Source organism: Cellulosimicrobium sp. BMG9.22 (assembly GCF_059159975.1).
Window position 1 is genome coordinate 17,321 of the sequence record NZ_JBZGBY010000035.1, and the last position, 18,364, is coordinate 35,684.

Below are 18,364 nucleotides of genomic sequence, written 5' to 3' on the forward strand. Positions count from 1 at the left end.
CCAGGCGCCGGGAGCCGCCGGGGCGTTGCCCGGAAGCGAGTGGATCTTGCGGTACTACTCGCCGAGCGACACCAGCACGAGCGTCGCGTCGTCGACATCGAGGTATGTCGTCGAGACGAACCCCGACTCGGCGAACTTCGCGTCGAGCGTGTCGCCGGGGCCGGGTGGCGGTGTGCTCCAGGTCCATCGAACCTCGATGGCGTCGGGTCAGGGAGCCGGGTCAGGCCGGCGGCTCCCCGTAGACCGGGCGCGCGAAGGCGAGCACGATCCCCACGCCCCGGCGGTCCGTGAGCCGGGCGCGGTCCTCCGGGTGGTCGAGGAGGTGGCGCAGGATGCGCGCGATCGCCTCGGCGTCGACGACGTCCACGGTGTCGCGCGACGGGCCGTGGAGCGGGCGGACCTGCATCAGGTCCTCACCGTGGGCGTGCCGGGCGCGCGCGCCGTCGTGCAGCTCGACCCGCAGGGCCGGGCGGCGCTCGCCGGGCACCGTGCGCACGGCCGCGACGTCGTCCCAGCGCACGACGACGCGCGTCGGGTCCGCACCGACCGGCAGCTCGATCTCGTCCGGGCGCAGCACGACCGACTGCCGCACCGGGCTGCGGACGTAGAACAGCAGACCGACGCCGATGCCCAGGACGGGGATCGCGGCGACCGTCGCGGCGACGCCCTCCCCGAGGGTGATCATGGCGACGAGGAACCACACCGACCCGGCGAAGAGCGCGAGCAGGATGGCGAGCACCGCGAGGAAGTCGGCGAACGGCGCGAGGCGCTCGCGACCGCGCACCCCACCGGGCACCGCCGTCCAGACCAGGGTGCGACGGTGCGGGGGCCGGGGTTGACGGGTGCTGCTCACGGGCACAGTGTCCCGGATCGAAGTCCCGGGATCAGCGTCCCGGATCAGCGCACGGTCATGCCTGCGCCCTTCACGCCGTCGAGCAGCGCGTCCAGCCCGAACGCCTCGACCGGGCCCAGCGCGCCGACGTCCTGCAGGCCCTCCTCGGCCGCGCGCATCGCACCCCAGGCGAGGAACCGCGCCGTGAGGTCGTAGGGGTCCGGGCCGTCCAGCCGGACGCGGCGCAGCAGGGCGCCGTCGGCGTCGCGCGCGTCGGCGAGCACGTGGCTGCGCGACCTGGCGCGCCGCGCGGCGTCCGGTCCGCCGCTCGAGCCCGAGGAGCGCGCGCCGACGAGACGGCGGACCCCGGCGCGCAGCCCCGGGACGCGGAGCGCCCCGGCGAGGAGCGCCGTCGCGGCCGGCACGAGGCGAAGCGCTGGGCTGCGGACGCCGAGCACGACGTCGACGTCCCGCAGCCCCGGCGCGAGGACGGGCAGCGTGAACGGCTCGGTGCCGCCCGCGGCGATGCCGCGCACGCGCCCGTCGCGCGCTCCGTCCTCGAGGTCGAACGCCACCGTCCGCGCGCCCAGCCGCTCCGTGCGCAGCCAGCCGTCGCGCAGCGTGTAGGACGGCTCGAGCAGCGACGCCGCGGCCGTGGCCTGGGTGCCGCCGCTCGTGCCGCCCCCGCCGCTGCCGAAGTAGCCGATCCTCAGCCGGGTCGCCGCGTCGCCAGCGTCGCGCAGGGCCAGCGCGCCCGCGACGTTGCCGGGGACCCAGTCGTGGCCGAACGCCGTGAGCAGCGTCGTGCCCGCCTCGCGGGCGCGCGGGCCGTGCCGCTCGAACACCTCGCGGATGAACGCCGGCTCGCCCGTCGAGTCGAGGTAGACCGCGCCCGCGCCGATCGCGGCGTCGACCGCCGGCCCGCCGTGGCGCGCGAACGGCCCGACCGTCGAGACGAGCACGTCGCCCCGGTCCACGAGCGCCCGCACGGTGCGTGGCTCGTGGAGGTCGACGACCGCCGTCCCCGGAGCGGTCGTGGCGGACGATCTCCCGGGGGTGCGCAGGTCGTCGGCGAGCGCGTCGAGCTTGTCGCGCGAGCGGCCGGCCAGGACCGGGCGCGCGCCGCGGCGGACGAGCTCGTGGGCCACGAGCGTCCCGGTGTACCCCGTCGCGCCGAGGAGGACGATGCGGCCGGTCATGCGCCCGGTCGTGCGGCGGTTCGTGCGGCCGGTCGGGTGTGCGGTCGGGCAGGGTTCTGCACCAGGGTCTCCTCCGCTCGGTTCCGGCGAGCGTAGGTCGGCTGCGGTTCGCTCGCAGGCTGTCCGGGGTGCGACGACGCGTGGCAGGGTGGCGGCATGACGACGCTCGCCCACCTGCGCAAGGCCGCGCTCGCGCTGCCCGGGACCGCGGAGGCCACGCGCACCGGGGGAGCGGCGTTCACCGTGCGCGGCACGACGTTCGCCTCGACGGCGGGCGAGGTGGTGCGGCTGCATCTCGCGGCCGACGACGTCGGGACCGTCCTCGCCGAGCACCCCACCGCCGAGCGCGTGACGCGGGGCGAGACGCTGCTCGGCGTGCGCGTGCCGCTCGCCGACGTGGACGGCCAGCAGCTCAACCACTGGGTGCGCCGCGCGTGGCTGCACCGGGCGCCGAAGCGCCTCGCGGCGTCCGTCGCTGCGAGCGACAGCGCGGAGCCCGGGCAGGTCGGGGACCTCCCGGCCGCGATCGGCCGGCCGGCCACGCGCGCGCTCGCCGGCGCGGGACTCACGTCCCTGTCCGACGTCGCCCGGCTGAGTGACAAGGAGCTCCTCGCCCTGCACGGGGTGGGCCCGCGGGCCGTGCGGATCCTGCGGGAGGCGCTTGCTCACTGAGGCGGGATCCGCGACCGCGCGGCATGCGCCGTCGACGTCGCGTCACCACGGGCCCACGAGCGGGAGGAAGCGCTTCATCGCAGCGACGACGGTCCGTGCGTCCTCCTGGCCCTCACGTGCCTGGTCCGGGGTGACTGGTTGGCTGTCGAGATCCGGATACTCGGAGTCGTGACGGCGACCATCGACTTGCGCGCGGCGTCGTACAGCATCGTGAAGGCGCCGGCCGGGTCGACGTCGACGACGAGGGCTGCCGTCCGCAGGTGCTGCTCGGCCTGCTCGACGAGGAGCGTCGCATGATCTGCTGACGGGTGCACCGCTTGCAGCCGGCGTTGCTCGAGCGCTGCCACGACGACGGCCTCCCCGGTCGTCCACCGTCCTTGCGACTCAGGCATCCGCGGTTCCGGAGCCGCCGAGCACGTCCACGGTCGGACCGTCGAGCACGGTCTGCTTGAAGCTGCTCGTGTCGCGCGCCCACTCGTCGGCGCGGACGCGGCGGACGTTCACCTCGCGGTGCAAGCGGCGCTCGGCAGCCTCGACGGCGTCGCCGAGCTCGTCGCGGTCGGGGTCACCCACGACGAGGAGGTCGATGTCGGCGGGGACCGGGCCGGGTAGCTCGTGGTACCGAGCCGCCCACGACCCGTAGACGAAGGCTCGCGCGATGCCTTCCACGCCGCTCAGCGCGTCGCGCAGGACCGCGAGCGGACCGAAGGTCACCGCCAACAGCTCGACGAGTGGTCCATAGACGACCGACTCCGTGAGGACGTGGACGAGCCGTGTTTTGCCGCGCTTCGTCGTCCGCACCAGGCCGGCGTCCTCGAGGCGCGCGACCTCCCGGGACACCGTCGGTGCCGACGTGCCGACGGACTCGGCGATCTCCGAGATGCTCCGCACGCGGTCCGGGTCGAGCAGGACGTGAGCGAGGATCTCGCCTTGCGTTCGCGACCTCAGCAGGGGAAGCAGGAGCGGGGAGGAAGTTTTCATGAAACGGAGGTTAACCGCCGTTTCATGAAAGTTCTAGGTGTGCGTTGGTGTGCGGTCGCGTACACGCAGGGAGGAGATCGTTGAAGGCGGAGCGACCATCGTCGCCATCGCCGATAGCATGTGCTATCGGAGGTGGCCATGTCCGAAGAGTCACATGTCGAGAAGGCGTTCGGGGAGTATCTGAGCGCCCTCAGCGAGAGGGCGTACGCACTGCGCGCCGAGGCGAGTGCGACGCTCGAGCGGGGTGCGCGTCAGGCCGCGGGTCTCGGGTGGAGCCAGCGCCGGATCGCCGAGGCGCTCGGTAGGAGCCAGCCGGAGGTCAAACGTCTCCTCGACCGCGGGGAGCCCGATGCAGTCCTTCAGGGGCCACCCGCGCCGGCTTCCGTGCTCGACGATGTCCTGCGTCGTCGACGTGACGCGGTGGTGGAGGCGGCGGCCCGCCACGGTGCGGTGAACGTGCGGGTCTTCGGGTCGGTCGCCACGGGCGCCGACACGCCGGAGTCGGATGTCGACCTCCTCGTCGACATCGACGAGACGGTCGGCCTGATGGGGCTCAGTGCACTCCAGCTCGAGCTCGAGGAGATCCTGGGCCGCGCCGTCGACGTCGTCCCGGAGCGGTCACTGCGGCCCGAGGTGCGCGCCACGCTGACCGCGATCCCGCTGTGAGGCGCACGGACGCCGACCATGCGCGCGACGCGCTCGCGCACCTGGTGATGATCGATCGCCACGTCGCAGAGGGAGGTTGGGGACGTCAGGTCGTCGTCGACGCCGTATGTCTGCGCCTGGCGGCGTCCATCGAGGCCGCGTCGCGCCTGAGCGAGGACGCTCGGGAAGCGGCCTTCGGACCGACGTGGTCGGTGATCTGGTCGACCCGGAACCGGATCGCGCACGGCTACTCGACGGTCGATCCGCAGATCGTGCGGGCGACGGTCGAGAACGATCTCGGGAACTATGCCGAGGCGCTGGAGGGGATCGTCGCACGTCATCCGTAGATGCGCTGAAGGTGTGTTTGCAGGGAGGGGCGGCTCGCGCCAACCCGCTGCGCGGGTGAAAAGACATCCGCACCTATTGCCCATGTGCAGTTACTGCACGTAGAGTCCTCGTCATGACCACCGACCCGTCGCGACACCCACGCCCTCGCCTGGACGCCGCCCGCGCGGCGCTCGACGAGGCGTCGGCCGCTGCGCCGGGGGACGCCGTCGAGCCGCTGTCACGGGCTCGGGCGCTGCTCGACGTCGCGCTCGACGAGGCGATGGCCGAGGCGCTGCTCGCCGGGTCGTCGATGCGATCCGTCGCCGAGGCGGCGGGCGTCGCGCCCAACACGGTGCCGCCCCGCATCGCGCGGACCCCGGCGCTCGCGGGCTACTCCGGCCCCGACGGCCGCGTCTCCGCCGAGGGCGTCACGCGCGCCCGCTACGACCGCGAGCGGGGGACCCCGCCGCCCGAGCCGACGACCGCCGTCGACCCGCTGCGGTTCCGCCGCCGCTCCTGACCTTCCGCGCACCACCTGTCCAGCAGCACGACGAAGGGAATCGCCATGCCCGACCAGACCCTCACCCACCTCGCCATGCTGCTCGACCGGTCCGGCTCGATGCAGTCCATCAAGCAGGCGACCGAGCAGGGCTTCGACCTGTTCCTCGGCGAGCAGCGTGAGGCGCCCGGCCGCTGCACGGTGACGCTCGCGCAGTTCGACAACGAGTACGAGGAGCTCTACACCGACCTCGACGTGCGCGAGGTCCCGCCGCTCGACCTGCGCCCGCGCGGGGCGACGGCCCTGCTCGACTCCATCGGGCGGCTCGTGCAGACGACCGCATTGCGCATCGCGCAGCTTCCCGACGAGCAGCGTCCCGGCGCCGTGATCGTCGGGATCATGACCGACGGCATGGAGAACGCCTCGAAGGAGTACACGCACGCCGCGATCAAGGCGCTCGTCACCGAGCGCGAGGAGCAGTTCGGCTGGACGTTCCTCTACATGGGCGCCAACCAGGACGCCATCGAGGTCGGCGCGTCGCTCGGCGTGAAGCGCGAGCGCTCGCTCACGTACGACCTGGGGAGCGTCGACGAGGCGTACGCCGCGACGTCGCGCAGCATGGCCGCGATGCGCGGCGCGGTGTTCGCGGGCGCCGCGCCTGCCGCGGCGCGCGAGCAGCACGCGGTGTACTCCGAGGCCGACCGCGCAGCGGCCGGTGGGTCCGGGCCGACGCGCCCTGCCCGTGCTGCTGCTCCGCGAGGTGTCGCGGCGCCGACGCCGCCCGTCCGTGCCCCGCGTGGGACGAAGGACGACCCGTTCGACGAGCACGCGCTGCTGCAGCACCTGCGGTCGGTGCTCGCGTCGGGATCGCCGACGCTCGCGGACGTGGGCACGTTCGGCGGGCGCGCGGTCGTCTGGGCGACCGTGCGCGGCGTGCCGGTGTTCCTCAACGCAGATACGAAGCGCGGGGCGCTCCAGCAGCTCGTCGAGGCAGCGGCCGACGGCCCGCTGCCGTGGAACGTGATCACCAACCAGAAGGGTCAGCTCAACAAGGTGACCTTCCGGTCAGGTCAGCGCGTGCCCGGCTTCTACTGCTACACGAGCGAGGTCCAGCCGGCGGCCGGCCCGCTGAGCGGAGTCCCCGCCGCCCGCTGAGTGCCCGACGGCGCGGGGCGGGTCGCGGAAGCGGCCCGCCTCGGCCGCACCAGGAGCGTAGTGACGTCGATATCGACGTCACTGCACTCGACTTCGATATCGACGTCAATTACGATGACTTCACTATTGACGTCATCGGAGGCGGCATGACAGTCCGGATCGAGATCACGAGTCCTGAGCTGCTGGGCTTCGCCCTGCAGCAGGGGCGCCTCGTGCGCGGCCTGAGCCAGCGACAGCTGGCCGACCAGCTCGGCATCGGGCAGAAGTGGGTCTGGGAGATGGAGAACGGCAAGCCCGGTCTCCTCATGGAGCGGCTCTTCGCCATGCTCGACGCGACGGGCGTGCGGCTCTGGGCCGAGATCGACGACTCGGCGCTCGACGCCGTCGACGTGGCGCGTGGTGCCGGGGACGGCGCTGCGGCAGATGACGAGGAACGCCGCGATGGGTGACCTGCGCGTCGAGCTGTACGGGCGGCTCGTCGGCCATCTCGCGGGAACGAGCTCGCGAACGTTCGACTTCAGGACGGACCGGTCCGTGCTCGAGCACTGGCCGCCCGGAAGCACCGTGCTGTCGGAGGCGGTCCCGCTGAGCCTCGTGGAGAACCGCGCGCGTGCCGCCCGGAGGCGCAACTACTTCGCGGAGCTCCTTCCCGAGGGACGAGTCCTGAGCGACCTCGCCGCCCGCGCACGCATCGCGGAGAGTGACGTCGTCGGGCTGCTCGCGCGCTTCGGGCGCGACGTCGCCGGCGCCGTCGAGCTGTACGACCCCGACGCGCCAGGAGAGCCGCGCACCCCGCGCGCGACCCCCCTGAGCGACGTGGAGGTCGGCGAGCTGCTCGGCAACACCCGAGGAATGCCGCTCGGGAACTCCCCGCTCGGAGGCAAGTCGTCCCTCGCCGGCGTCCAGGACAAGGTCGTCCTCGCGCTCGTCGAAGGAACCTGGCACCAGGTGCACGACGGGTACCCGTCGACCCACATCCTCAAGCCCCACTCCGCGGCGAACCCGACCATGATCTACGACGAGGAGTACGTGACGCGGATCGCGTCACGCCTCGGCCTGACGCACGGGACGGTGCGGCTGCACGACTTCGACGGACGGACCGCGCTCGTGATCGAGCGCTACGACCGGACGCCCGACGCTCCCCGAGGACGCCTTCACCAGGAGGACATGAACCAGGCGCTCGGGGCGCGCGGTGACGAGAAGTACCAGGAGATCGGCGGCAAGGTCAGCCTCGCGAGGATCGCGGGCGTCCTGCGCCGCGCTGCCGGCCCGAGGGCGGTCGAGCAGCTCCTCCGGTACACCACGCTCACCCTCGCGGTCGGCAACCTCGACATGCACGCCAAGAACGTCTCGATGCTCCACATCCCGGACGGCACGGCTCGGATCGCACCGATGTACGACGTCGTGCCGCTACGGCACCAACCGACCGACGGGCGGCTCGCCCTGGCCGTGAACGGCGCATACGTGCACAGCACGATCACCGCGGAGGACCTCGTCGCGGAGGGCGAGTCGTGGGGCGTGGCGAGAGCGGAGGATCTCGTCGCGGCGACGCTCGGCGACATCGCCGCCGTCGTCTCGGACGAGGTGCCCGACCCGCGAGCGCACCCCGGTCTGTACGACGACGTCACACGCTTTACGAGCAACCTCCTCGCCGGTGGTGTCGCAGGTTAGGAGGCGCCCAGATCGGATGTCGTCGACGCTCCGGTCGGCGCCGCCCGTGCCGTCAGGGCAGGAGCTTTCGCCCCAGGGTGACGGCCTGGATCTCGTGGATCTGACTCATGAGGAGGTCGTCCTCCTTCTCGCGCCAGGCGGCACCGGATGCTTCGGGTCCCAGCGGTGCGATGACAAGGCCGCCGAGCGCGAGGCGCACCGCCCGGAACTGCACGAGGTCGGCGGCGAGGGAATCCTGGGTCACGTCGAAGGGCGCGATGGCCCCGTCCCAAGCTTCGTCCACGCGTCCCAGGCGGCGACCATCGTCGCGATGGGGTATTCGGCGAGACCTGCAGCGTCGCGACGAGCGGCTGCGGCGTCGAGCATGCGACGCGCCTCCGTCAGGCGGTCCGCGGGGACGAGCAGGATGAAGACGCCGTGCGGCTCGTCGCCGGTGGGCGGACCGAGGCGGCGATCCTGGTCGGCGAGATAGCTCTCGACCTGACCCTCCGTGAGGGCCGCGCCGAACTTCGCCTCGATGACGCCGACGGGGCGCTGGTCGTAGGTGGTGGGCTTGGCGAGCCGCGGCATCTCGAACACAGTTGCACTTGTGACGTTTGCGCTCCTAGACTGGAGAACCGTCCGAAGGAGATGAGAGTCGTGACAACGGTCCGGACCCGTTCCCTTCCTCCCCTCACCCGCACCGAGCAGAGCGCAGTCGAGCGTGCCCTCGGCGTCATCACCCGTGAGGAGAGTGACCACGCCGCATCCATCGTGATCGACGGTGCAGAGATCGACCTTCCCGAGCCGGTCAGGGCTGCGGTCATCGACCTGCTGGGTCGCATGGCTCATGGTGAGCCAGTGGTGCTCACCTCCGCCCCCGAGCTCCTGACGACGTCCCAGGCGGCCGATCTCCTGGGCATCTCCCGGACGTACCTGTGCACCCTCGTCGACCGGGAGATACTCCCGGCAGAGTTCCGCGGGACTCATCGGCGTCTCCGGGTCACGGACGTCATGGCCTACGCGGAAAAGATGCGGGCACGTCGCCGCGAGGCGCTGGACGGCCTCGCGGTGGTCTCGCACGACGCCGGCCTGTACGACGACGACTTCTGAGTCGACGCGTGGCGCGCACGGGACGCGACGTCGAGCACCAGTAGGGTCGTCCGCGTGCTGTTCCGCGCCTTCCTCGACGCGAACGTGTTGATCCCTGCCCGGGAACGAGATGTGCTGCTGACTCTCGCCGAGGCAGGGCTCTACGACGTGCGGTGGAGCGGCGGGGTGCTGGAAGAGATGGCCAGGCACCTACCGGAGCGCATGACGCAGTCCCAGGTCACGCACCTGCTGTCGTGCCTCACGGATGCCTTCCCCGAGGCTGCGGTGACGAAGCCTCGAGGAATCGATGTCGACGTGCCGGTCCTGGTGAACGACAAGGATCGGCACGTCGTCACGCACGCACTTCTCGGCCGGTGCGACGTCCTCGTCACGGAGGACCGGGCGCTGCGCGCGCAGGTCGAGGCGTCGGTCGGTCAGCTCGATGTGCAGAGCTTCGGGGTCTTCGTCTCCTACGCCATCGATGCTGATCCTGGGGTCGCCGGTGCCGCGCTCGAGGACATGATCCGGCACCGGTGGCTTCGTGGGTCCTCTATCGAGCCGGAGCAGATCCGGTCGCGATGGGCGGCCTGGGCCGAGAAGCGTCACGGCACGGCCCTGTCGGCGATCAGGTGGTGAATGCCCTATTTCGACGGGGATGCGCTTCGACGGGGATGCGCATCGACCAGCGGTGGGGAGACGACACGACCTCGGTGGGCGAGATGCGTCATCTGCGCCCGTGCTCGGCAAGGCCTTCGAACGCGCCGAATCGTGCTAGCGAGTCCGACACGGCGTGCCACGCGGGGTCCTGGGCCGCGAGCCGTCGCGCGTCCGCAGCCGCACTGCGCAGCCGCTCGATCAGCATGGCCTGGTCGCCGCCACGCGCAGGCGCGTAACGGCCGTCGAGGAGGTGCTCCGCCTCCCCTTCGGCGTGCAGGGCGAGCGTGTCGAGGAACAGCGCGAGCGAGCGGGCCGCCCGACGACGGCGCGCGCCCTTCTCCTCTTCGCTCGCCTTGTCGGCGAGCGGGCGTCGGTCTTCGTCGGGGGCCGTCGGGACGACGCTGAAGCGCCCCTGCCACAACCGCTCGAACGCCGGTGCGCGCTCGAGGGAGAGCACCGTCCCGAGAACCCCCGCCTGACGGTGGGTCGGCACCTTCGGTGCGAGCTCCTCGCGCAGGCCGGCGACCTCGTAGGCGAAGCGCAGGACGTTCTCGTCCGTCATGGACGCGCCGACGACGAGGAGGTGTCGCGTCATCATGAGGGACTGGAGGATCGAGCCGACGGGCTTCCAACGAGAGTCGTAACCGACGAACGAGCTCCGCGACAGCACGATGGTCTCCGGGTAGTGCACGTCGCCGTGCATCTTGAGCAGCCACGGGCGGTCGCCCTGGACGCGACCCCACGGCAGGACGGACAGGACGTCGTGCGGGTCACCGCTGTCCGGTGTGGGAACCGCCGCGCGGACCGCGTCCTCGTAGAGGCGGTCGTAGTTCGTGGTCACCGCCTCGCGGATGCGCAGACCGGCGAGGAGCGCATGGGCGAGCGAGGGACGAGCGTCCGCCGCCTCGATGATCCGGGCGACGTGGCGACCGAGGGCGCGCGGATCGTGGTGCTCGTCGAGGACGACCTGGAGCAGCTCGGCCTGTTCCAACGAGGAGAGTCCGCCGGGGTCGATGCCGCCGAGGGTCGCCTGAATCTCGGGGATGGCGGTCAGGCTCTTCAAGAGCCCGCCCCACGAGGGCAGGCCGGCACCCATGCTCACCCCGGCGCCGAGGAAGAGCGCGAGCTCGCCGCGTGCGGCCGGCGCCGCGAGCTGTCGCGCCCTTTGGGCCAGGTCGCGAGGAAGCGCAGGGGCGACGCCGGCATCTCGACGGACCTGTTGCAACGCCGAGTAGTCCGACCGGGAGACGGCGACGATCGCGACGTCGACCGACTCGTCCTCGGCGGCGGCGCCGAGCTCAGCAACGAGGGAGTGCAGGAGGGCGCTGCGCGACGCACCGTGCCCGCCGCCACCGGTTCCCAGGACGGGCACGGCGACCAGGGGAAGATCGCGTCCGGCCTCGTGCGCGTTCGCGCGCAGCCGCTCAGGTACCTGGCGCGCCACGCTCTCCACCGCGCGCCGCGCAGCGCGTGCAGCGTCGTGCGGGGAGTGCGCGACGACGTCGACGAACCAGACGTCAGCGCGGCGCAGAGTCCTCCGTGCAGCAACCCCGGCTGCTCTCCGGGCCCATCCGTCGGGTCGCAGTGCGCGCCAGTCGTCGCTCTCGGAGATCCCGGCCGCCCGACGCCACTGGCTGCGGACGCTGAAGGAGGCGTCCGTGGGGATGACGACCGCGTCCCATCCGAGCCTCTCCAGGCGCCCGTTGACGACGAAGACGTGGCCCGGCGTCATCGGCGCGAGCTCTCTGCACGCCAGATCGCGTGATCGACCATCCACGGCGTGACCGGTCGTTCGGGGGTCGAGAGGTGCTCGCCGAGCTCGCGGAGGATCGTCTTGGCGCCGAGGACGTCGGTCGGCGCACCGTGACGGTCGAGGAAGCGCAGGACCATGCGGTCCGGCTTCACGGTGTCGTCGTCGCCCACGAGCATCCAGAAGTACCCCGTGCGCACACCGTCGCCGGGGATCAGGCGCAGCTCCGCGCTGATCTCGTCCACGAGGTCCGTTTCCGCGAGGGCCTTCGACGCGTCGGTCAGCGTGTCGATCCCGAAGCCGGTCAGCACGTCCGCGTTGCGCAGCGCCGCCTCGGCCTTGAGGATGCCGCTGCGCGACGACGTCCGGTGCGACGACGTCACGGCGACCAGCTGGTCGGGGACCCGGTACGTCGCACGGAACCCGCTCAGCGGAAGAGGGTCCTGCGACGGCACGGAGTCCGTCGCGACGACCGGGTTGTAGTCGCCGGCTGCGGTGGCAACACTGCGTACGGCCGGCACGACATGCCTGTTGTAGCTGATGCCGATCGACCACACCGCATCGAGGACGCAGTACGTGACGCTGGTCCAGCGTCGCTGTCGAGGCTGGATGCCGAGCTCCTCGGCCGCGGCGACGAGGGTGGAGGGCAGTGGCACAGCGATCGCCTTCATGGGACGTCGACTCCCTGGCGACCCTAGGGCGGAGAACGGGGTGCGCCCAGGGCGCGCGGCGTACGCAGCGGGTGAAGTTCCGGCCATGGGAGCGTGACGCCGTGCGCTGGGCGCCGCGAGGCGCCTACGTCCTTCGAGAGGTCGGTACGGTGCACGTGAGAGCAGCGGCGCCCGTACAGGGCGGAGTCGGCACGAACGGAGCGATACGTGGTCAGCGCCAAGGAGACCGATCTCGAGGGCGTGCTCGAGGGCAAGAGGCAGTACCAGGTTCCGCTCTACCAGCGCGTCTATTCCTGGGGCCAGCGGCAGCTCGACCAGCTCTGGCGCGACATCATCCAGCTCGCCTCGGATCGGGCGACGAACCGCGCGGCGACGCACTTCGTCGGGTCCCTGGTCCTCGCGTCGAGCCCGGACGCGGGGCCCGTGGGGGTGCAGCGCTATCTCGTGGTGGACGGGCAGCAACGGCTCACGACCCTGACGATCCTTCTCGCGGCACTCCGCGACCACCGGGTCGCGGTCGAGGGAGACGACCACCGTGCGCGGATCGACGACCAGTACTTGGTGAACCGCTACGAGACCGGCCAACCCACCAAGCTCCTGCCGACCCAGCAGGACCGAGCCGCCTATCTCGCGGCGATCCGAGGCATGCCGGCCGCGGGGGGCGAGGACAACGTCGGAGTCGCGTACCGGTTCTTCCGCTCGCGCCTGACGACGGTCGGCGATCCCGAAGACCCCCTCGACCTCGATCGGATCGAGGAGGCAGTGCTCCGCGGGTTGGCGCTCGTGGTCGTAACGGCCCAGCCGGGCGACAACGCGCACCGCATCTTCGAGTCGCTCAACAACACGGGTCTTCGGCTCACCCAGGGTGACCTTCTGCGGAACTATCTCTTCATGCGACTACCGTCGCGCGCAGAAGCGGTCTACGACTCCGTCTGGCTACCTCTGCAAGACACGCTGTCGCCTGACAGGCTCGAGCTCTTGTTCTGGCTCGACCTCGTCCAGCGGGACGAGGGCGCGAAACAGAGCGACACCTACGTCGGCCAGCAGACACGTCTCGACCGGCTCACGAGCGAGGCCGAGATCGAGGCGGAAGTCCGTCGCATCGCAGGTCTCGGCTCCTTGCTCGCGATCGCGCTCGAGCCGACGCGAGAGGCGGATCACGACGTCCGGAGGCGTCTGGATCGACTGCGTGCGTGGGGGACCACGACGGTCTACCCGGTAGTCCTCCAGCTCCTCGCGCGACGAGCGGAGGGATCGGCTAGCAGCACGGACGTCGCGAACGCGCTCCTCCTCCTGGAGAGCTACCTGGTGAGGCGCGTCGTCATCGGAAGAGCCACCGCGAACCTCAACCGCGCCCTGCTCGGTGCCGTGTCCGACGTCGCGAAGGGTGCAGACGTCGTCGCCGCGCTGAGGTCGTCCCTCTCGACCGGTCGCAAGCACTGGGGCACGGACGCGCAGGTGCGGGAGGCGGTCCACTCGGTGCCCTTCTACTGGCAGGGGCGGAAGGCGCAGAAGAACCTCGTCCTGCTTTGGATCGAGGAGTCCTTCGCCGGTAAGGAGATGGTGGACCCGAAGGGCCTGACGATCGAGCACATCCTGCCCCAGTCGTTGACCGTCGAATGGAGGGCGGCGCTGGGCATCACCGGCTCCGGCGTCGACCCGGAGATCGAGGCAACTCTGCACACGCTGGGGAACCTGACGCTGACCGCGTACAACTCAGAGCTCAGCAATCACCCGTGGGAGCGCAAGAGGATGCTCCTGAGCGACAGTGGTCTCGCGATGAACAGGGCTCTCGCTTCCCTGCCGTCCTGGGATCTCTCCAGCATCCGTCGACGAGCCGACACGCTCGCGGAACGGATCATCGAGCTCTGGCCCGGACCCGACGAAGACACTGTCGAGGTGACGGACGGTCGAGAACGAGCGGCCGCCATCTGGCGACGCCTCAGCGAGATCCTCGCGGAGGTCCCAGCGGGCAGATGGACCTCCTACGGTGATGTCGCCGCTCTCGCCGGCACCGCGCCTGTGCCGCTCGGCACACGTCTCTCGGCCGGCGAAGAACCGTACGCGTACCGGGTGCTCCAGGCAGGGGGGACCGTGTCGCCGGGCTTCCGGTGGTCGCCCGGGGACACGACCGTCTCTCCCCGAGCGCTCCTGGAGGCCGAGGGGGTTCGCTTCGACGTGGCCGGCCGTGCCGACCCGTCACAGCGCATCAGCGCCGAAGAGCTCGCGTCGCTCCTGGGCTGGTACGACGACGAAGCGAGTACGGACGACGTCGAGATCGTCGAGGAGGAAATCCGCGAGGGCGCCCTGCCGGACGCCGCGGCTCCGCGTGACGTGCGACAGCGTCGTGGCGGCAGGCGGGTCGCCATCGCCGATCTCCTCGAGGCGGAGCTGATCGCCCCTGGTGCCAGGCTCTACGCGCGAGGAGGATCCTCGATCGCCAGCGTCGGCGCCGATGGGTCCATCCGCCTCGGTGACGAGCGGTACGAGAGTCCGTCGGCGGCGGGCTCCGCCATCGCCGGGCACGCCATCAACGGATGGTCGTACTGGCGCGTCGATCGAGACGCCGATCGTGTTCCGTTGAGCGTCCTCCGGGACGAGCTCACACGACGGGAGGACTGATCACCGGTGGCGGTGTGTCGGGCGACAGATCGATGTGCGCCCACGACAGGTCAGCGTCGCCCGCGAGCCGGAGTAGGTCTTCCTGCCGAGCCTGACCGATGACGCTTCGGACGCCCCGATCGTCCGGCGCAGACGTCGGGAGTAAGTTACCTGGTAACAGTGGGGTGGAAATAGTCGTAGAGAGCGGTCTCGATCGGAGAATTGAATCGCAGCACCATGCGTACCACGGAGAGGCTCGACCCCGTCGAGCCGAGCATCGTTGTCTCTTCCGCGTCATGAGCCGTCGCCCTGCCGAGGAAATAGAAGTCGGTACCCTCTGCATCGTCCTTCTTGACGAAGACGTAGAGACTTACGTCGTTCGAGACGATCGCATTGACCTCGGCGCTCGACAGGGTTCGGCGGCTCCGCGTGTACCAAAGCATAGAAGACGGGTCGAGTAGCGTGTCCTCGTAGGCGGTACTAGCGGATATTTCGGCGGATTTGTGTAACGTGACGAAGATCGGGCAGGCAGGGGTTGGGCCGTTCGAGTGGTCGACCCTGTAGCCGTAGACCGTCGAAACCCACTTGCGCGGCCAACAGAGCAGGCGCAGAACCTCCTTGCGGGAGTACTGACGCCCTGGTGTGAATGCTGCCGAGGGATCGTAGTTCGTTGTGACAAGTGAAAGACCCGTTTCCACGAGGTCGTCGACTGCTGCTGAGAAGGCCGGGTTCGACCGGTATGCTGCTGCGACCTCGGGCTCGAGCGCAACGGCGAAATCGCCCTCGCGCTTAACGACCCCACTCCCGTAGCGCTTCACGTCAGCTTCGGCGAAGCCGTCGAGCGTGAGCGTGTCGATCGCGCTCTTTACGTGGGACCTGCTGGCGGGCAGGCTTTGGTCGCGAAGAAGCGACTGGACTTGCGACAACGGCACGCGCACGTCGTCGAGCAGCGCTCTGAGCAGTACGAACTCGTGCGCACGCTTCGCGGGAAGGACTTCGTGAGACAACAGCTGGAGAGCACGGCTCGCCCCTTCAGTTAGCCCGGATTCCTCCTTGAGTGTCGTCTCGACGAGCGCTGGGTAGTGCTCTCGTTTTGTTGCGAGCAACACGGGGTCGACCGACTCGAAGCGGAAGAAGTCCCACAGCTTCGGCACGCCGCCCACCCGGTTGCGCATCGCGACGAGAGCGGCCTTCAGGCGCGACATATCGTCGAGCTTGGTGTCGCGGATCGAAGCAAGCACCCGTTCTTGAGCGATCTTGTCGAACTGGACGCTCGACAGACCAGGTAGCGCCCCGGCCTCCTCCGCTGCGATGAGATTCTGACGCAAGGACTCCTTGTTGAGCGAGTTGTCGCCGAACAATGCGATGGGGATTAGGAAGTTGTTCGCGTAGTTCCCGATGAAGTCTATAACGACGAGATACTCCTTCCCGTCGCACTTCCTGAGGCCCCTGCCTAGCTGCTGAACGAACACGATGGCCGACTGTGTCTGTCGGAGCATGATGACCTGGTTGATCGAGGGGATGTCAACGCCTTCGTTGAAAACGTCGACGGTCAGGATGTAGTCGAGTTCGCCGCGTTCGAGTTTTTCGACGGTCCTCTCGCGGTGCGCGATCGAATCCTCGCCGGTGAGCGCCGCGGTGCGCAGCGCTTGACCGTGAAGACTCGTGCGGTTGAGCGCGTCCGAAAGCCGTCTCGCCTCGTCCTTTCGGCTACAGAAGATGAGTCCTCGTGGTGCGATCCTGGCTTGTCCGTAGGTCTCGATCGCCCAGATGAGGTGGGAGATCCGATCGGCGGAGATGAGCAGGTTGAGATCGCTCTGCGCGTCGACCGTGGTGTCGTTGTCGAACGTGACGTCCGTGATCCCGTAGTAATGGAACGGAGCGAGCATGTTCTCTTCGAGCGCGTGATTGAGCCGAATTTCGTACGGAACGTTGTAGTCGAAGACCTGATAGACGTTGAACCCGTCAGTGCGTTCGGGTGTCGCGGTCATGCCGAGCAGGAAGACCGGGTCAAAGTGTGCGAGCACGCGCTGGTGCGTCGACGCCCCGGCGCGATGTGCCTCGTCGATGATGACGTAGTCGAACACGTCGGGCGCGAACCGCGCGAGCACGTCCGGTTGCGAGAGCGTCTGGATCGTGGCGAACAGGTAGCGCGCGCCGAAGGCCTTTGATGAGCCGGTCAGCTTCCCGTAGTCGCGCCGATCGCCGCCGAGGACCTTGCGATACTCCTGGATCGTCCGGTCGAGGATTTGCTCCCGGTGAACGGCAAAGAGCAGGCGTCGGGGGTTGACCGCGCGGACGTCGAGGGCCGACAGGATGGTTTTCCCGGTGCCGGTCGCAGAGATGACGATCGCGCGCTTCTCGCCGGACTCCCGGACGAGGGCGAGTGAGTCCAGAGCGTCCTTCTGCATCCGGTTCGGCTCGATGCCGGCTCCAGCTGCAGGGACCGCCGGCGCATGAGTCGGAGCCGGCGCATTTAGCGGCGGCTCGACGGGCATCGTGGTTATCGGCGGCAGCGTCGAGAGGTCACGCGGCGTCCGCGGTGGGCGCGCGCTTGGCCGCACGTAGGTCAGGGCATACTGCTCAATCCACGCTGTCGTGATCGGCACCGAGTCTACGATTTGACGCTCGGTGAGTAAGCTCAATTGGGAGGCGAGATCGCTGTCGGGCGCGGCGGAGACCTTGAGGTTCCACTCGTGGTTCTTCAGCAGTGCGCTCGGCGTGAGGTTCGAGCTACCCATCATCGCCGTCACGGCGTTGTTGTGCTCGAAGACGTAGCCCTTCGGGTGAAACCCGTCGGCGTTGTGCAACCGGACGTCGATTCCGAGGCTTTGCAGGTTGCACAGCTCGGCGAAGGCTTCGGGGGAATTGAAGCCCAGGTAGTCGGACGTGACAATGCGGCCCACGCCCTCAAACTCGACGAGATCCTGTTTGAGGAGCGCGATCGCTCCAGGCGACACGAAGGCTACGGAAAAGGTGAACGACGTGCACCTTCGGATCTCAGTGCGGATCGCGCGCAGCACGGTACTGCCGTCATCGTTCAGCACAATGCGTGGATTATGGCTTCGTGGAGCACCGTGAGTGTCGGTGCTGAGGAAGCCGTAATCGACGTCGAGCTTGAACTGCTCGCTCCACAAGAAGTCGGCGGTCAAGACGTCAGGTCTCTCTGAATCGTCTCGACAGCCGACACGTCCGCCGGCGCCCACTCCAGCGTGCCGAGCTCCGCCGGCGAGAGCCACTGGACCGCCGCATGCTCGGAGAGGGCCGGCGTGCCAGCGACGAGCTCGCAGTAGAACGTCGTGAGCGTCACGACCCCGAAGTCGTACTCGTGATGGGTGGTCTCGACGTGATCACCAACGCGGACGACGCAACCGAGTTCCTCGACGATCTCTCGCGTGAGTGCTTCGCGCGGTGACTCGCCTGTCTCGATCTTGCCACCCGGAAACTCCCACATCCCAGGGAGGCTTCCTCGCGGCCCACGCTGCGCGCACAAGATCCGTCCCTGATCGATGATCACTGCTCCGACAACGTCGATGCGCTTCTCTGAACTCACATGCGGAGCTTTCCATGAACGGCCGACACTGCCCAATCGACTGGCGGACGGAACTTCGCATACTTGGGGGTCGAGTCACT

The 18,364-nt window shown here is 69.6% G+C and carries 20 protein-coding genes; 10 read left to right on the forward strand and 10 right to left on the reverse strand.

The genetic code is table 11. The features are described 5' to 3' along the window. Positions 1-220: 220 nt before the first annotated feature. Together AC4H2H_RS17665 and AC4H2H_RS17670 are read right to left on the reverse strand one after the other, a co-directional pair. Positions 221-853 carry a hypothetical protein gene (locus AC4H2H_RS17665; RefSeq protein ID WP_494372131.1) on the reverse strand — a complete coding sequence of 211 codons (633 nt, stop codon included), beginning with the start codon at positions 851-853 and terminating at the stop codon, positions 221-223. Between the two features lie 44 nt (positions 854-897). Beyond that, positions 898-2,031 carry a saccharopine dehydrogenase family protein gene (locus tag AC4H2H_RS17670; RefSeq protein WP_494372132.1) on the reverse strand — a complete coding sequence of 378 codons (1,134 nt, stop codon included), beginning with the start codon at positions 2,029-2,031 and terminating at the stop codon, positions 898-900. 156 nt (positions 2,032-2,187) lie between these two features. Here AC4H2H_RS17670 and AC4H2H_RS17675 point away from each other — a divergent pair, with 156 nt between their 5' ends. Continuing rightward, positions 2,188-2,703: a hypothetical protein gene (locus tag AC4H2H_RS17675; protein ID WP_494372133.1), complete on the forward strand. Its 516-nt coding sequence runs from the start codon at positions 2,188-2,190 to the stop codon at positions 2,701-2,703. Between the two features lie 74 nt (positions 2,704-2,777). Here the strand turns inward: AC4H2H_RS17675 and AC4H2H_RS17680 are convergent, their stop codons facing one another. Next, the gene (locus tag AC4H2H_RS17680) at positions 2,778-3,095 is read right to left on the reverse strand and encodes a hypothetical protein (protein ID WP_494372134.1); all 318 of its coding nucleotides are present in this window, start codon (positions 3,093-3,095) and stop codon (positions 2,778-2,780) included. Next, a complete protein-coding gene (locus tag AC4H2H_RS17685) occupies positions 3,088-3,684 on the reverse strand; it encodes a MarR family transcriptional regulator (protein WP_494372135.1) in 597 nt (198 codons plus the stop codon). The genes AC4H2H_RS17680 and AC4H2H_RS17685 overlap by 8 nt, the downstream gene beginning before the upstream one ends. A gap of 138 nt (positions 3,685-3,822) precedes the next feature. Here AC4H2H_RS17685 and AC4H2H_RS17690 point away from each other — a divergent pair, with 138 nt between their 5' ends. The 6 genes from AC4H2H_RS17690 to AC4H2H_RS17715 all read left to right on the forward strand — a co-directional run bounded on the left by AC4H2H_RS17690 (position 3,823) and on the right by AC4H2H_RS17715 (position 7,981). After that, entirely contained in the window at positions 3,823-4,350 is a 528-nt protein-coding gene (locus AC4H2H_RS17690) for a nucleotidyltransferase family protein (protein WP_494372136.1), read from the forward strand. Next, a complete protein-coding gene (locus AC4H2H_RS17695; RefSeq protein ID WP_494372137.1) occupies positions 4,347-4,676 on the forward strand; it encodes a HepT-like ribonuclease domain-containing protein in 330 nt (109 codons plus the stop codon). Before AC4H2H_RS17690 ends, AC4H2H_RS17695 begins: the two co-directional genes overlap by 4 nt. A gap of 113 nt (positions 4,677-4,789) precedes the next feature. Further along, the gene (locus tag AC4H2H_RS17700; RefSeq protein WP_494372138.1) at positions 4,790-5,176 is read left to right on the forward strand and encodes a hypothetical protein; all 387 of its coding nucleotides are present in this window, start codon (positions 4,790-4,792) and stop codon (positions 5,174-5,176) included. Between the two features lie 45 nt (positions 5,177-5,221). Next, positions 5,222-6,310 (forward strand): hypothetical protein, encoded by a 1,089-nt coding sequence (locus tag AC4H2H_RS17705; protein ID WP_494372139.1) that lies wholly within the window; start codon positions 5,222-5,224, stop codon positions 6,308-6,310. 146 nt (positions 6,311-6,456) lie between these two features. Beyond that, positions 6,457-6,759 carry a helix-turn-helix domain-containing protein gene (locus AC4H2H_RS17710; RefSeq protein WP_494372140.1) on the forward strand — a complete coding sequence of 101 codons (303 nt, stop codon included), beginning with the start codon at positions 6,457-6,459 and terminating at the stop codon, positions 6,757-6,759. Next, positions 6,752-7,981: a type II toxin-antitoxin system HipA family toxin gene (locus AC4H2H_RS17715; protein WP_494372141.1), complete on the forward strand. Its 1,230-nt coding sequence runs from the start codon at positions 6,752-6,754 to the stop codon at positions 7,979-7,981. The genes AC4H2H_RS17710 and AC4H2H_RS17715 overlap by 8 nt, the downstream gene beginning before the upstream one ends. A 52-nt stretch (positions 7,982-8,033) precedes the next feature. Here the strand turns inward: AC4H2H_RS17715 and AC4H2H_RS17720 are convergent, their stop codons facing one another. Both AC4H2H_RS17720 and AC4H2H_RS17725 read right to left on the reverse strand, forming a co-directional pair. Beyond that, on the reverse strand, positions 8,034-8,225 hold the full coding sequence (locus AC4H2H_RS17720) for a hypothetical protein (RefSeq protein WP_494372142.1): 192 nt from the start codon (positions 8,223-8,225) through the stop codon (positions 8,034-8,036). Further along, on the reverse strand, positions 8,222-8,812 hold the full coding sequence (locus tag AC4H2H_RS17725; RefSeq protein ID WP_494372143.1) for a hypothetical protein: 591 nt from the start codon (positions 8,810-8,812) through the stop codon (positions 8,222-8,224). Before AC4H2H_RS17725 ends, AC4H2H_RS17720 begins: the two co-directional genes overlap by 4 nt. 9 nt (positions 8,813-8,821) lie before the next feature. Here AC4H2H_RS17725 and AC4H2H_RS17730 point away from each other — a divergent pair, with 9 nt between their 5' ends. Together AC4H2H_RS17730 and AC4H2H_RS17735 are read left to right on the forward strand one after the other, a co-directional pair. Further along, positions 8,822-9,073: a helix-turn-helix domain-containing protein gene (locus AC4H2H_RS17730; protein ID WP_494372144.1), complete on the forward strand. Its 252-nt coding sequence runs from the start codon at positions 8,822-8,824 to the stop codon at positions 9,071-9,073. Between the two features lie 54 nt (positions 9,074-9,127). Beyond that, a complete protein-coding gene (locus AC4H2H_RS17735) occupies positions 9,128-9,688 on the forward strand; it encodes a hypothetical protein (protein WP_494372145.1) in 561 nt (186 codons plus the stop codon). A gap of 88 nt (positions 9,689-9,776) precedes the next feature. Here the strand turns inward: AC4H2H_RS17735 and AC4H2H_RS17740 are convergent, their stop codons facing one another. Beyond that, positions 9,777-11,441 carry an SIR2 family protein gene (locus AC4H2H_RS17740; RefSeq protein ID WP_494372146.1) on the reverse strand — a complete coding sequence of 555 codons (1,665 nt, stop codon included), beginning with the start codon at positions 11,439-11,441 and terminating at the stop codon, positions 9,777-9,779. Continuing rightward, positions 11,438-12,115: a DUF8548 family protein gene (locus AC4H2H_RS17745; RefSeq protein WP_494372147.1), complete on the reverse strand. Its 678-nt coding sequence runs from the start codon at positions 12,113-12,115 to the stop codon at positions 11,438-11,440. The genes AC4H2H_RS17740 and AC4H2H_RS17745 overlap by 4 nt, the downstream gene beginning before the upstream one ends. 222 nt (positions 12,116-12,337) lie before the next feature. On the opposite strand from AC4H2H_RS17745, the gene AC4H2H_RS17750 reads away from it, so the two are divergent. Beyond that, positions 12,338-14,752, forward strand: a complete 2,415-nt coding sequence (locus AC4H2H_RS17750; RefSeq protein ID WP_494372148.1) for a GmrSD restriction endonuclease domain-containing protein — start codon at positions 12,338-12,340, stop codon at positions 14,750-14,752. A gap of 146 nt (positions 14,753-14,898) precedes the next feature. Here AC4H2H_RS17750 and AC4H2H_RS17755 read toward each other — a convergent pair whose 3' ends face one another. Then, positions 14,899-17,883 (reverse strand): DEAD/DEAH box helicase, encoded by a 2,985-nt coding sequence (locus AC4H2H_RS17755; protein ID WP_494372149.1) that lies wholly within the window; start codon positions 17,881-17,883, stop codon positions 14,899-14,901. Further along, on the reverse strand, positions 17,880-18,284 hold the full coding sequence (locus AC4H2H_RS17760) for a (deoxy)nucleoside triphosphate pyrophosphohydrolase (protein WP_494372150.1): 405 nt from the start codon (positions 18,282-18,284) through the stop codon (positions 17,880-17,882). Before AC4H2H_RS17760 ends, AC4H2H_RS17755 begins: the two co-directional genes overlap by 4 nt. Positions 18,285-18,364: the final 80 nt, after the last annotated feature.

Excerpts from the sequence above, each read along its gene's own strand:
- AC4H2H_RS17670 (WP_494372132.1), bottom strand. The coding sequence starts at position 2,031 with ATGACCGGCCGCATCGTCCTCCTCGGCGCGACGGGGTACACCGGGACG.
- AC4H2H_RS17675 (WP_494372133.1), top strand. The coding sequence starts at position 2,188 with ATGACGACGCTCGCCCACCTGCGCAAGGCCGCGCTCGCGCTGCCCGGG.
- AC4H2H_RS17680 (WP_494372134.1), bottom strand. The coding sequence starts at position 3,095 with ATGCCTGAGTCGCAAGGACGGTGGACGACCGGGGAGGCCGTCGTCGTG.
- AC4H2H_RS17685 (WP_494372135.1), bottom strand. The coding sequence starts at position 3,684 with ATGAAAACTTCCTCCCCGCTCCTGCTTCCCCTGCTGAGGTCGCGAACG.
- AC4H2H_RS17690 (WP_494372136.1), top strand. The coding sequence starts at position 3,823 with ATGTCCGAAGAGTCACATGTCGAGAAGGCGTTCGGGGAGTATCTGAGC.
- AC4H2H_RS17700 (WP_494372138.1), top strand. The coding sequence starts at position 4,790 with ATGACCACCGACCCGTCGCGACACCCACGCCCTCGCCTGGACGCCGCC.
- AC4H2H_RS17705 (WP_494372139.1), top strand. The coding sequence starts at position 5,222 with ATGCCCGACCAGACCCTCACCCACCTCGCCATGCTGCTCGACCGGTCC.
- AC4H2H_RS17710 (WP_494372140.1), top strand. The coding sequence starts at position 6,457 with ATGACAGTCCGGATCGAGATCACGAGTCCTGAGCTGCTGGGCTTCGCC.
- AC4H2H_RS17715 (WP_494372141.1), top strand. The coding sequence starts at position 6,752 with ATGGGTGACCTGCGCGTCGAGCTGTACGGGCGGCTCGTCGGCCATCTC.
- AC4H2H_RS17725 (WP_494372143.1), bottom strand. The coding sequence starts at position 8,812 with ATGAGCCATGCGACCCAGCAGGTCGATGACCGCAGCCCTGACCGGCTC.
- AC4H2H_RS17740 (WP_494372146.1), bottom strand. The coding sequence starts at position 11,441 with ATGACGCCGGGCCACGTCTTCGTCGTCAACGGGCGCCTGGAGAGGCTC.